The sequence below is a fragment of the Streptomyces atriruber genome, from assembly GCF_001418325.1.
Lineage (GTDB): Bacteria > Actinomycetota > Actinomycetes > Streptomycetales > Streptomycetaceae > Streptomyces > Streptomyces atriruber.
This window is the reverse complement of the sequence record NZ_LIPN01000160.1, coordinates 1-13268: the sequence shown is the minus strand read 5'-3', so window position 1 is coordinate 13268 and position 13268 is coordinate 1. Positions and strand designations below refer to the sequence as shown.

General features: G+C 71.2%; 10 protein-coding genes. 5 read left to right on the top strand and 5 right to left on the bottom strand.

Going from position 1 to position 13268, the window contains the following annotated elements; all coding sequences use genetic code 11:
• From AOK03_RS17895 to AOK03_RS17880, 4 genes are all read left to right on the top strand, one after another.
• Positions 1-623, top strand: a 623-nt coding sequence (locus AOK03_RS17895; protein ID WP_055566285.1) for a pyridoxamine 5'-phosphate oxidase family protein, incomplete at its 5' end; no start/stop codon positions are given.
• A 9-nt stretch (positions 624-632) separates the two neighbouring features.
• The gene (locus AOK03_RS17890; protein WP_055566284.1) at positions 633-1097 is read left to right on the top strand and encodes an NUDIX hydrolase; all 465 of its coding nucleotides are present in this window, start codon (positions 633-635) and stop codon (positions 1095-1097) included.
• A 257-nt stretch (positions 1098-1354) separates the two neighbouring features.
• Entirely contained in the window at positions 1355-3118 is a 1764-nt protein-coding gene (locus AOK03_RS17885; protein WP_055566283.1) for a TIGR03767 family metallophosphoesterase, read from the top strand.
• A 95-nt stretch (positions 3119-3213) separates the two neighbouring features.
• Positions 3214-4386: a serine hydrolase domain-containing protein gene (locus tag AOK03_RS17880; protein WP_208609551.1), complete on the top strand. Its 1173-nt coding sequence runs from the start codon at positions 3214-3216 to the stop codon at positions 4384-4386.
• Here the strand turns inward: AOK03_RS17880 and AOK03_RS17875 are convergent.
• A complete protein-coding gene (locus tag AOK03_RS17875; RefSeq protein ID WP_055566282.1) occupies positions 4383-5438 on the bottom strand; it encodes a hypothetical protein in 1056 nt (351 codons plus the stop codon). The genes AOK03_RS17880 and AOK03_RS17875 overlap by 4 nt on opposite strands.
• A gap of 176 nt (positions 5439-5614) precedes the next feature.
• Positions 5615-8191 carry an aminopeptidase N gene (gene pepN / locus AOK03_RS17870; RefSeq protein ID WP_055566281.1) on the bottom strand — a complete coding sequence of 859 codons (2577 nt, stop codon included), beginning with the start codon at positions 8189-8191 and terminating at the stop codon, positions 5615-5617.
• Between the two features lie 177 nt (positions 8192-8368).
• Between pepN and AOK03_RS17865 the strand changes: the two genes are divergently transcribed.
• The gene (locus AOK03_RS17865; RefSeq protein WP_055566280.1) at positions 8369-9010 is read left to right on the top strand and encodes a mycothiol-dependent nitroreductase Rv2466c family protein; all 642 of its coding nucleotides are present in this window, start codon (positions 8369-8371) and stop codon (positions 9008-9010) included.
• A 124-nt stretch (positions 9011-9134) separates the two neighbouring features.
• Here AOK03_RS17865 and AOK03_RS17860 read toward each other — a convergent pair whose 3' ends face one another.
• From AOK03_RS17860 to AOK03_RS17850, 3 genes are all read right to left on the bottom strand, one after another.
• A complete protein-coding gene (locus tag AOK03_RS17860; RefSeq protein WP_055566279.1) occupies positions 9135-9785 on the bottom strand; it encodes a superoxide dismutase in 651 nt (216 codons plus the stop codon).
• A gap of 196 nt (positions 9786-9981) precedes the next feature.
• Positions 9982-11403: an amino acid permease gene (locus AOK03_RS17855; RefSeq protein ID WP_055566278.1), complete on the bottom strand. Its 1422-nt coding sequence runs from the start codon at positions 11401-11403 to the stop codon at positions 9982-9984.
• A gap of 135 nt (positions 11404-11538) precedes the next feature.
• Positions 11539-12942, bottom strand: a complete 1404-nt coding sequence (locus AOK03_RS17850) for an amino acid permease (protein ID WP_055566286.1) — start codon at positions 12940-12942, stop codon at positions 11539-11541.
• Positions 12943-13268 lie beyond the last annotated feature (326 nt).

The following is a 13268-nucleotide window of genomic DNA, read 5'->3' as shown; positions in this document are numbered from 1 at the left end:
ACCCCCTCGCCACCGCACTCGCCCGCGAGGGCACCCCCGTCGGCACCATCGCCCTCGACCCGCGCACCCGGCGCCGCATGCGCCTGAACGGCCTGTCCCGCCCCACGCCCCGCGGCCTGGCGATCGAGGCCGACCAGGTCTTCGCCAACTGCCCGAAGTACCTGCAAAAACGCGAGCTGCACGAGGGGCGGCGGCCCGAACGCCCCGGCACGCCCCTGCGCCGCACCCGGCTCACCGACGACCAGCGGGCGTTCATCGCCGCCGCCGACACCTTCTTCCTCGCCACGGTCCACGCGCGCGGCGCCGACGCGAGCCACCGCGGCGGCAACCCCGGCTTCGTGCGCGTCCCGTCCCCCTCAACCCTGGAGTGGGACGACTTCCCGGGCAACGCCATGTTCCTGAGCCTCGGCAACCTCACCGCCGACCCCCGCGCCGGGCTCCTCTTCCCCGACTGGACGACCGGCACGGCCCTCCAGCTCACCGGCACGGCCCGCACCTCCTTCGACGGGGCCTCCCGCACGGTCCGCTTCACCCTCACGGAGGCGCTGGAGACACCGTCCGCGAGCCCGTGGCGCTGGACCGACCCCGAGTTCTCCCCTGCCAACCCGAGGAACGGCGACTAGCGTCGGTCCGTGCACAAAGAACTCCGGGTGGCGGCCTACGCCGTATGCGTACGCGACGGACAGGTGTTGCTCGCCCGCTGGGTCGCCGGCGACGGCAGCAAGCGCTGGACGCTGCCCGGCGGCGGCATGGACCACGGCGAGGACCCCTACGACACCGTGATCCGGGAGGCCGACGAGGAGACCGGGTACGTCGTCGAGCCCGTCGCCCTGCTCGGCGTCGACTCCCTGCGCCGCCGCTATCCGCGCAGGCTCGGCGCCGTCGCCGACTTCCACGGGCTGCGGATCGTGTACGAGGGACGCGTCACCGGTGGCGCACTGCGCCACGAGACCGACGGGTCCACCGACCTCGCGGCCTGGCACCCCCTGGACGACGTGCCGGACCTCGACCGCGTCGGGCTCGTCGACATCGGCCTCGACCTGTGGCGCACCCGCCCGGCCGACGGACACGGCCACGCCACGGGACCGGCGCACTGACCGCGCCCACCGCCCTCCCTTCCCCGAAAGGTGAACGTGGAGTGACCGCTTCCTCTCCGCCGGAGGAGGGGCGCGTGACGGCGCAGGGTGCCGGGTGATCCACGTACGGTGATCGGCGCTGCACGTTGCCGTCTCGTTCACGCGCAGGCCACTCCCGATGCCAACGATCCAGTACGAGCGGGAAGTCCGCAGGCCGCAGTCGGGCCCGGGCCTCCCGCGACCACTGCCGAAGCGTTCGCACTCGGGGAGACCGCGCCATGCCGCGCATACGCTCTGTCGCTACCGCAACCGCCGGACTCGACCGCCGTGCCCTCCTGGCCGCCACCGGAGCGGTCACCCTCTCCGCCGGCATCGGCTACGCGCTGGGCCCCGGCGCGGGCTCGGGGAACGCCGCCCCCGCGGGCCGCGCCACCGTCCCGCACTCCCGCCCGGCGCCCGCCGCGCCCCTCATGCCCTACAAGAACGGCACCACCCTGCTCACCGTCGCCGCCCCGCAGGGCGCCACCGGCTACCGGCGGCTCGGCGACGGACCGGCCTGGCCGCGCGTCGTCCGCGGCGACCTCGCGGCGGCCCGCCCCGGCCGCGAGGGACGGCGGACCGCGCTCGCCGCCTTCGTGCAATTCACCGACCTGCACCTCGTCGACGTACAGCACCCGCTGCGGTACGAGTACCTGCGCGCGCAGACCGCGAGCGCCTGGCGGCCCCACGAGTCCCTCTCCGTGGCCGGTGCCGTCGCCCTCGTCGAACGGGTCAACGCCCTGCGCGGCGCGCCCGCCACCGGCGCGCCCCTGCACTGCGTCGTGACGACCGGCGACAACACCGACAACAACTCCCGGGCCGAACTCGACTGGTTCCTCAAGGTGATGAGCGGCGGCCGCATCACCCCCAACACCGGCGACCCGCGCCGCTACGAAGGCGTGCAGGCCAGCGGCCTCGGGCTGTACTGGCACCCGGACGACGCCCTGCGCGACGCCGACAAACGGCTCGGCTTCCCGCGCCTGCACGGTTTCCTCGACGCCGCGATCCGCGAGGTCAACAGTCCCGGCCTCGGCCTGCCCTGGTACTCCACGGTCGGCAACCACGACGCTCTGCCGGGCGGCTGCTGGGCGCCCCGCGACCCGTACTTCACCGAGTTCGCCACGGGCGGCAAGAAGCTGATGTCCCTGGACGAGCGGCGCGGCGCGGCCCTCTGGAAGGCGGTCAAGAAGGGCCGCGACCCCAAGGGCGCCCACTTCAAGGAGCTCCTCCAGGGCGAGAAGCGCCGCATGCGGTCCGTCACCCCGGACGCCTCCCGGGCCCCCTTCACCCCCGCCGAGTACGTCCAGGCGCACCTCGACCCCGCCCACGCGGGCCCCGGCCCCGTCGGCCACGGCTACACCCAGGAGAACCTCGCCACTGCCACCCAGTACTACTCCTTCCGCATCAGCGACGACGTGCTCGGCATCAGCCTGGACAGCACCGACCCCGGCGGCCACTACGAAGGCTCGCTCGGCACCGCCCAACTCCGCTGGCTGGAGCGCGAGCTGAAGGCCAACGAGCGGCGCGACGGCGGACCCTCGTACGTCGTGGTCCTCAGCCACCACACCAGCAGGACCATGCGCAACCTCCGCCACGACCCGACGCACCCCGGCGAGGCCCGGCACGGCGGCGACGAGATCGTGTCGCTGCTCGGCCGGTACCCCTCGGTCCTCGCCTGGGTCAACGGCCACAGCCACAAGAACGCCATCACCCCGCACCGCACCCCGCACGGCTCCTTCTGGGAGGTCTCCACCGCGTCGCACATCGACCACCCCCAGCTCGCGCGGGTGGTCGAGCTCACCGACAACCACGACGGAACGATTTCCCTCTTCACCACGCTCATCGAGTCCGCCGCCCCGCACCGCACGGATTTCGCCGATCTCTCACAGACCGGCCTGGCCGCGCTCTACCGCGAACTGTCCTTCAACGCGCCCGGCGCGAAGCCCGCGCTGGGCGGGGAGGCGGGCGACCGCAACACGGAGCTCTTGCTGCGGAAGGGCTGAATCGAGCCCAACCCCGATGTGCCGCTCAACCTCCGGCACCGGGCCCCGGGTCCCCTCGGCCGACAGCACGGAACGGAAGCCGGGAGGGGCAGCAGATGGCAGCAGGCAGAGGACGGACGGGGCGCGCAGGGCGGGCAGGAGCGACGGCGGCGCTGGCCGTGACGGTGACGGCAGGCGCGCTCGCGGCCCCCGCGCTCGCCGCGACGCCCGGGGCGGGGGACGGACACCGCGCGACGCTGCGCGCGATGCGGGCCGCCCTGAACGAGGACGCCCCCGGCGTCACCGCGCAGGCCAAGGACCGGCACGGCACCTGGAACGCCGCCGCGGGCATCGGCGACCTCACCCGGCAGACCCCGCGCGGCGCCCACGACCACTACCGGGTCGGCAGCATCACCAAGACCTTCGTCTCGACGGTGGTCCTCCAACTGGTGGCCGAGGGGCGGCTGGATCTGGACGACAAGGTCGGGCAGTGGCTGCCGGGCGTCGTCGAGGGCAACGGCCACGACGGCGACCGGATCACGGTCCGCCAGATCCTCAACCACACCAGCGGAATCTTCGACGTGATGTCCGACGAGGGCGTCCAACGCAAGGCGTTCACCGAGGAGTTCCTCGACCACCGCTACGACACCTGGACCCCCGAACAGCACATCGCCATCGCCATGCGCCACAAGCCGGACTTCGCCCCCGGCACCGGCTGGCACTACTCCAACACCAACTACGTCATCGCCGGCCGGCTCATCGAGCGGATCACCGGCAAGCCGTACGCGCAGGAGATCAAGGAGCGCGTCATCGAGCCGCTGGGCCTGCACGAGACCTCGGTCCCCGCCACCGCACCGTCCTTGCCCGAGCCCGCCTCGCGGGCGTACACCAAGCTCTCCGACGCCCCCGGCGCCAAGAACCACGACGTGACGGAGCTCAACCCGTCCCTCGCGGGCGCGGCGGGCGGGATGATCTCCGACTCGGCGGACCTGAACCGCTTCTACACCGCGCTGCTGCGGGGCGAGCTGCTGCCCGCGAAGCAGCTCGCCGAGATGAAGACCACCGTCCCGAAGGGCGACGACAAGCCCGGCCAGCGGTACGGACTGGGCCTGGAGCCCTTCAGGACCACCTGCGGCCGGGTCGTCTGGGGACACGGCGGCGACATCCACGGCTCGGCGTCCGGCGCGGCCTCGACGGCGGACGGCCGCCATGCGCTGGCGCTCAACTTCAACGGCCCCGAGGGCGAGATGAAGACGGTGCTCGACGCGGAGTTCTGCGGGCAGCGCTAGCTGGGGAGCACCACCACGTACGCCGCGGGCTCGCGGTCGTTCGACGCCATCAGCGCCGTCCGCACCACGGTGGCCTGCTGCTCCAGCGAGTCCCTGAGCTTCCTCGGCGTGATGTGGACGACGGTGATGCCCAGCCGCTCCAGGTGCTCGCGCTTGCGGGCGTACTCGGACCACAGGGCGTCGTCGTCCTGCCTGAGGCCCTGCCGGGGCGCCCGCGTGTCCAGCTCCACGGCCACGGCCTGGTCGGGCCAGTAGGCGTCGACGCCGCCGAGGTGCGGGCCGCCGGGCAGGCGCAGGTCGACGTTCCACATCGGGTCGGGCAGGCCGTGCTCGGCGACCATCCGGTACAGCCGGTCCTCGGCGATGGCCCGCCCCTCGGCGATCAGCGAGTCGACGGCGTCCACCACGTGCGGGCGGGTCAGCAGCCGGGCCTGGTTCAACTCTCTGACGACGGCCGCCGGTTCGCAGTGCCCGCCGCGCACCGCCTCGGTGAGGAGCCGCCGCACGGCACCCGCGTCGGCGAGCTGCGCCACGGCGTCGGCGAGCGCACGGGGCACGGGGGCGACCGGAACTCCCGTGATCTGCTGGGGAGTCGGCATCGCGGGGCTGCGCACGAGCCGGGCGAAGCCCACGGAACGCAGCCGCCGGGTGCGGGGCACCAGGACGTCGATGCGGTCCAGGGAGAGCAGCGGGGGAGCGGAGGAGAAGCGGTGCAGGGCGAGCGCGGCGAGCCCGGTGATCATCGCGTCGGCGTAGGCGGCGTGCGGCTCGCCCGCGCGGGGCTGCGAGGGCACGGCCCTGGCCTGGCGTGCGGGCAGCCGTCCCGCGTACAACAGGGCGCCGTGCAGCCGCTCCTCGCTGGTCGGCGGGCCCGGGTGCAGCAGGCAGACGCCGGGCAGCAGCTGCTGCCAGGGCCCGCCGGGGCGGCAGTGCGCGCCGGCGTCCGCGGCGGAGACGCCGTGCTCGCCGAGCTGGGCCGTGCTCATGACGCGGAGCTGGGCGTCGGCGAGGTGCGCGAGGGGGAGGGGGGAGAGCGGGGTGTTGTGGTTCATGACCCGGTCGTTCCCGCGCCCCCTCGCCCCGCTAACCGCTGTTACAGGCCCGTCGACAAACCCGGACAAGCTCGCCCTAAAGCACGGGCGTTCGACGGCCGATGATCCCCCGCGCGGGGACAGCGCCTGACCTGCGCCGCCGCGGGGCGGCGGCGCAGGCGCGCCCTCGTCCCGCGCTAGGCCGACGCTCCCGCGTCGCACGCCTGTGCCCGCAGGGACCGCGCCAGGTCGTCGCGGGCCTCAAGGACCAGACGGCGCAGGGCCGGCGCGGACGACTCGTGGGCGGTGAGCCACTCGTCCGCCGCCGCCAGCGTCGCCGCGTCGCCCTGGAGGTGCGGGAACAGGCCCCGCACCACGTCCATGCCGATCTGGATGGACCGCTCGGTCCACACCCGCTCGATCGCCGCGAAGTACTTCGACACGTACGGCGCCGCGAGCTCCCGCTGCGACGGCTGCGCGAAGCCCGCGATCGTCGCCTCGACCAGCGCGTTGGACAGCTGGTCGGACTCCACCACGGAGGCCCACGCCTGCGCCTTGACCGCGGCCGAGGGCCGAGCGGCCAGGCACCGCACCTGGTGCCGCTTGCCGGAGGCCGTGTCGTCCCTGGCCAGTTCGGCGGCCAGCGCCTCCTCGTCGGCGGCGCCGTGCGCGGCCAGCGGGCTCAGGAACGCCCAGCGCAGCTCCTGGTCGACCTCAAGGCCGTCGATCTTGGCGGTGCCGTCCAGCAGGCCCTGCAGCAGCTGCAGATCGGCCGCCGACGACGCCACCGCGGCGAAGAACCGCGCCCACGTCAGCTGGTGCTGGCTGCCCGGCGCCGCGATCCGCAGCTCCCGCAGGGCGCCTTCGGCGAGCGCGCGGGCGCCCTCCTCGCGCCACTCGGGCGCGGCGTAGTGCGTGACGGCGGAGTTCGTCCACGCGTGCAGCATCTGCAGCACGCCGATGTCGCTCTCGCGTCCGGCGAAGCGGAGCACGAGCCCGATGAAGTCCCGCGCGGGCATGAGCCCGTCCCGCGTGAGGCTCCACAGCGCGGACCAGCACAGGGCGCGGGCCAGCGGGTCGGTGATGTCGCCGAGGTGGTCCCGCAGCGTCGCCAGGGAGTTCTCGTCGAAGCGGATCTTGCAGTACGTCAGGTCGTCGTCGTTGACCAGGACGAGCTCGGGCGCGGCCTCGCCGGCGAGCGCGGCCACGACCGTGCGCGGGCCGTCGACGTCGACCTCCGCGCGTGCGTACCGCTCCAGGTCGCCGCCCGCCGCGCGGCGGTAGAGGCCCACGGCCACGCGGTGCGGGCGCAGTTCGGGGTGGGACTCGGCGGCCTCCTGGAGGACGGAGAGCTCGGTGATCCGGCCCTCCGCGTTCAGGATGACCTGCGGGGTCAGGGAGTTGACCCCGGCCGTCTGGAGCCAGGCCCGCGACCAGGACGCCATGTCGCGCCCGGAGGTCTCCTCCAGGACCGAGAGCAGGTCGCCGAGGACCGTGTTGCCGTACGCATGCCGCTTGAAGTAGCGCCGGGCACCTTCCAGGAACGCGTCCCGGCCCACGTACGCCACGAGTTGCTTGAGGACCGAGGCGCCCTTGGCGTACGTGATCCCGTCGAAGTTGAGCTTGGCGTCCTCCAGGTCGCGGATGTCCGCCGTGACCGGGTGGGTGGAGGGCAGCTGGTCGGCGCGGTAGGCCCACGCCTTGCGGTTGTTGGCGAAGGTGATCCAGCCGTTGGTGAAGCGGGTCGCCTCCACCATCGAGAAGGAGCCCATGAAGTCGGCGAAGGACTCCTTGAGCCACAGGTCGTCCCACCACCGCATGGTGACCAGGTCGCCGAACCACATGTGCGCCATCTCGTGGAGGATGACGTTGGCCCGGCGCTCGTACGACGCCTGGGTCACCTTGCCGCGGAAGATGAACTCCTCGCGGAAGGTCACCAGGCCGGGGTTCTCCATCGCGCCGAGGTTGTACTCCGGCACGAACGCCTGGTCGTACTTCCCGAACGGGTACGGGTAGTCGAAGTTGTCGTGGAAGAAGTCCAGGCCCTGCTTGGTGACGAGGAAGACGTCGTCGGCGTCGAAGTGCGGGGCGAGGCCCTTGCGGCACATCGCGCCGAGGGGGATCTCCAGGCGGGAGCCGTCCTCCAGGGTGCGCGTGTACGAGTCCGTCACGTAGTGGTACGGGCCCGCGACGACCGCCGTGATGTACGTCGAGATGGGCTTCGTCTCGGCGAACCTCCATACGCCGTCGGTCAGCTCGCCCACGCCGTTGGACCACGCGGTCCATCCCTCGGGGGCCTGGACCGCGAAGCGGTAGGGCGCCTTCAGGTCGGGCTGCTCGAAGTTGGCGAAGACGCGGCGGGAGTCCGCGGGCTCGTACTGCGTGTAGAGATAGACCTCGCCGTCCTCCGGGTCGACGAAGCGGTGCATGCCCTCACCGGTGCGGCTGTAGGCACACTGGGCGTCCACCACCAGTTCGTTCTCCTCGGCCAGGTCTTCCAGCGCGATCCGGGTGCCGTCGAAGACTTCGGAGGGGTCCAGGTCCTTGCCGTTGAGCGACACCGCCGTGACGCTCGGCGCGATCAGGTCCGCGAAGGTCGCGGCGCCCGGCTCGGCGCTGCGGAACCGGATCGTGGTGACCGACCGGAACGTGCGCGGCTCCTGACCGCTCTCGCCGACCGCCGAACGCAGGTCGAGGAAGACCTCGTAACCGTCGACGGACAGCAGCGCGGCCCTCTCGTGGGCCTCGTCGCGGGACAGATTCTCACCGGGCACGGGCGGCACTCCCTTGTGACTCGCATGGCTGTGGCTCGCACGACGCACATGACGCGCGTCACTCGTACGAATGTCTACGATCCTCGCATGTGCCGTCAGCGGCCGACATCCGGGAATGCCCCGGTGCGCCACGGACGTTTTCCCGGCCAGATGTGAACGGATTCCCTAGGGAGAGACATGTCCGAGAACGGCAGCAAGACCCCCGTCGATTTCTGGTTCGACCCGCTGTGTCCCTGGGCCTGGATGACGTCCCGCTGGATGCTGGAGGTCGAGAAGGTCCGTGACGTGGAGGTCCGCTGGCATGTGATGAGCCTTGCCGTGCTGAACGAGGACAAGCTCGACGACCTCCCCGCGGAGTACCGCGAGATGCTGGAGACGAAGGCCTGGGGCCCCGTCCGTGTCGTCATCGCCGCCCAGCAGAAGTACGGCGACGAGATTCTCGGCAAGCTCTACACCGCGCTCGGCACCCGTTTCCACAACCGTGGCGAGGGCGTCACGCGCGAGGCGGTCGTCGGCGCCCTGGAGGACGCCGGGCTGCCCGCCGACCTCGTCGACCACATGGACTCGGACGCGTACGACAAGGAACTGCGTGCCTCCCACAAGGAGGGCATCGACAAGGTCGGCCAGGAGGTCGGCACGCCGGTCATCGCCGTGCCCGGCGCCGACGGCTCGCAGGTCGCCTTCTTCGGCCCGGTCGTGACCCCGGCCCCCAAGGGCGAGGCGGCGGCCAGGCTCTGGGACGGCACCCTCCTGGTGGCCTCGACCCCCGGCTTCTACGAGATCAAGCGGACCCGCACCCAGGGCCCCGTCTTCGACTGAGCGCCCGGCATGCCGAAAGGCCCCCGTGAGTCACGTCCTCACGGGGGCCTTTCCTTCATCCGCCTGCCTCGGCGAAAGTTGAGAAGACGATCACGAGGCAGGACGTTCTACGGGGTCAGCGGCCTCACGGGGCGAGCAGGAGGCTGTTCACCCGCTCCTTCGCGGACGCGTAGCGCTTGGCCACGTCCTGCCAGTTGACGACCTGCCACATGGCCTCGATGAAGTCGACCTTCTGGTTCTTGTACTGCAGGTAGAAGGCGTGCTCCCAGGCGTCGAAGACCAGGATCGGCGTCGAGCCCTGGCCGATGTTGCCCTGGTGGTCGTAGACCTGCTCGACGATGAGGCGGTTGCTGAGCGGCTCGTAGGCGAGCACGCCCCAGCCCGAGCCCTGCGTCGTCGCCGAGGCCTTGGTCAGCTGGGCCTTGAACTTGGCGAAGGAGCCGAACGACTCGGTGATCGCGTCCGCGAGGTCGCCCACGCCGTCCGCGGCCAGCGGCTCGCCGCCGCCACCGTCCTTCGGGCTGTTCATGTTGTGCCAGTAAATGCTGTGGAGGATGTGGCCGGAGAGGTGGAACGCGAGGTTCTTCTCCAGGCCGTTGATGGCGCCCCACGTCTCCTTGTCGCGCGCCTCCTCCAGCTGCTCAAGAGTGTCGTTCGCGCCCTTCACGTACGCCGCGTGGTGCTTGTCGTGGTGCAGCTCGATGATCTGCGGGTTGATGACAGGTTCGAGCGCCGCGTAGTCGTACGGAAGTTCAGGAAGCGTGTAAATGGCCATGATCCGAGCCCTCCGACTGCTGCTCTGCTGTGGTTCTCAAGTTATTGCAAGTCTGTCGCAAGTGCAGGCTAGCAGCAGCAAGTGCGAGAAGTTGATCAGCCCTTCGTCCTAGGTCCGTACGGGAATGTCCGCGGACACGAAGAAGCCCCGGACCACCAGGTCCGGGGCTTCTTCGTGCGTCTCGCGGCTGCTGCGGCTAAGCGGCGGCCGCCCGCTTCTCCGCGACCTTCTGCCGCACGATGCCGATCACGGCGAGCGCCAGCGTCAGCCCGCCCGTGGCGAGCAGCTGCTTGCGCGTGTCGGGCTGGTCGGTCATCAGGTAGAAGACGTACGCCATGGCGGCCAGCGCCACCCAGGTCAGGAACGGGAACGCCCACATCTTGATGACCAGCTTCTCCGGGGCCTCGCGCTCGGTCCTGCGGCGCAGGATCAGCTGCGAGACGGCGATGAAGATCCAGACCATCAGGATCATCGCGCCGATCATGTTGAGCAGCCAGGGGAAGACGTCGTCCGGACGCCAGTAGCTGAGCAGCACGCAGACGAAGCCGAAGACCGAGGAGGCGAGCACCGCGAGGCGCGGCACGCCGCCCGAGACCTTGCCGAGCGCCTTGGGGCCCTGGCCGCGCTCGATCAGGGAGTACGACATGCGCGAGGCGCCGTAGATGTTGGCGTTCATCGCGGAGAGCAGGGCGACCAGGACGATGACGTTCATGATCTCGCCGGCGCCGGGGATGCCCAGGTGGTCGAGCGTGGCGACGTAGGGGCCCTTGGCGACGACCTCCTTGTTGTCCCACGGCAGCAGCGTGACGACGACGAGCATCGAGCCGACGTAGAAGACGGCGATGCGCCACATCGCGGTGCGCACGGCCTTGGCGACGCTCTTGACCGGGTTCTCGGACTCGGCGGCGGCGATCGTGACGGTCTCCAGACCGCCGTACGCGAAGACGGAGGCGAGGAGGCCGATGATCAGGCCGTCCGTGCCGTTCGGCATGAAGCCGCCCTCGCCGGTGAGGTTCTCCATGCCGGGGGCCGAGGTGTCCGAGCCGGGCAGGATGCCGAGGATCGCGAGGGCGCCGATGCCGAGGAAGAGCGTGATGGCGCCGACCTTGAGGGCGGCGAACCAGAACTCGAACTCGCCGAAGTTCTTCACGGCCGTAAGGTTGGCGCCGCAGAAGACCAGCATGAAGAGGGCGACCCACGCCCACTCCGGGCTGTCGGGGAACCAGCCGACCATGATCTTGGCGGCGCCGATGCCTTCGAGGCCGACGGCGACGCAGAGCAGGAACCAGAAGCCCCAGCCCGCGGTGAAGCCCGCCCAGGGGCCGATGGCCCGCTCGGCGTGGACCGAGAAGGAGCCCGACGCGGGGTTCGCGGCCGACATCTCGCCCAGCATGCGCATCACGAGCATGACGAGCGCGCCGGATATCGCATAGGCGAGGACGATCGAGGGACCGGCCGCGGCGATGCCCGCTCCGGAGCCCACGAAGAGACCGGCGCCGATCACGCCACCGAGCGCGATCATGGAGAGATGCCGCTGCTTGAGGCCGTGGACCAGTGGGGAGTCGGCCTTCGGTGCTTCGTCGGGTGCTGCGTCCTGCGGGGTGGACGTCCGAGACATGGGCGTGCCCTGTTCAGTAGCCGAGACGGGGGAGCGAGCGGCCCACAGTCTGAGGTCCGGTACCGCTGACAGGGAACACTTGACCGCTATACGGACACGACGCTCACACGTTGTGAAGGAACACGCACATCAAGTTCATCTGTTGTTCATACGGGTCTCGCGCCACTCCCGCAGCCCCGCGACCACCAGGACCAGCGCCGTCGCCCCCGCCGACCACAGCAGCTGCGGCCGCGCGGCCTCGTCCGTCAGCATCAGACCGAGCACGGCGGCCATCGCGGCCAGCGCCGCCCACGTCAGAAAGGGGAACGCCCACATCCGCAGCACGAGCCGCTCCGGCGCCTCGCGCTCGATGCGCCGGCGCAGCCGCAGCTGCGAGACCGCGATCAGCGCCCAGACGAAGAGCAGCACCGCCCCGACGGAGTTGAGCATGTAGAGGAAGACGGAGTCCGGCCACTTCAGATTGAGGAGCACGGACACGAAGCCGAAGGCGACGGACGCGAGGACCGCGCGGCGCGGCACCCCGCCGCCGGACACCTTCAGCAGGCCCCCCGGCGCCTCACCGCGCTCGGCCAGCGAGAAGACCATCCGGGAGGACCCGTAGAGGTTGGCGTTCAGGGCGGAGAGCAGCGCCACGAACACCACGATGTTCATGATCGTCCCGGCGGACGGCACCCCGATCGAGTCGAGGACCGTGACGTACGGGCTCACTCCCGCCTTCTGTGCCGTCCAGGGCAGCACCGTCACGATGACCAGCATCGACCCGACGTAGAAGAAGAGGATCCGATAGACCGCGCTGCGCACCGCGCGGGCGACCGAGCGCACCGGGTCGTCCGACTCGGCGGCCGCGATCGTCACGACCTCCAGGCCGCCGAACGCGAAGACGACGGCGAGGACGCCCGAGACGACACCGTCCCAGCCGTGCGGCAGGAAGCCGCCCTGCCCGGTCAGGTTCGTCAGCCCCACCGGGTCCGTGTCCGGCAGCACCCCGAAGACCGCCAGCAGACCGAGGACGAGGAACGCGACGATCGCGAAGACCTTCAGCGTCGCGAACCAGAACTCGAACTCGCCGAAGTTCTTCACCGACGCGAGGTTGGCCGCGGTGAAGACCAGCATGAAGACCAGCACCCAGGCCCACTGCGGCACCCCGGGCACCCAGCCGTTGGCGATCTGCGCGGCGCCGGTCGCCTCCACGGCGAGCACCACCACCAGCAGGAACCAGTAGAGCCAGCCGACGCTGAACCCCGCCCAGCGGCCGAGCGCGCGCTCCGCGTGGACGGAGAAGGAGCCCGATGCGGGCATCGCTGCCGACATCTCGCCGAGCATCCGCATCACACACATCGCGAGCGCGCCCGCGATCAGATACGACACGACGATGCCGGGCCCCGCCACCGAGATCCCGGCCCCCGACCCCACGAAGAGCCCGGCACCGATGACCCCGCCGAGCCCCAGCATGGTGAGGTGACGCTGCTTGAGACCACCACCGAGGGGCTCCGGTCCGGACCCCGGCACGGGCGGGCTGTCCGATGGTGCGTCGTGCATGGTGCTCAGGCTGCTCTCGGGGGTCACAAGACTTTGGTGGGACTCCACAGTCTCCCCGCGGAGCGGCCCCTCGCGCAAAACGGGGCACCCACCCGCCGACCTCAGTGACGAGCATCACGCCGCCCGAGGTGTACACGAATCCCTTTGTACGGAGCCCACCAAGGGCCCGCCCCCGGGTTGTCGGCCGATGACCGTGTTGCCGCCGTGCCCCCTGGGATAGCGTCGACGCGTTCCCACCTGCCCACGTCCCCCGCGGAGTCCCGATGAGTATCGCCGCTGCCACCACCCGCCCCGGCCAGGTCCTCGCCGACCTGCTGCCCGCGTCC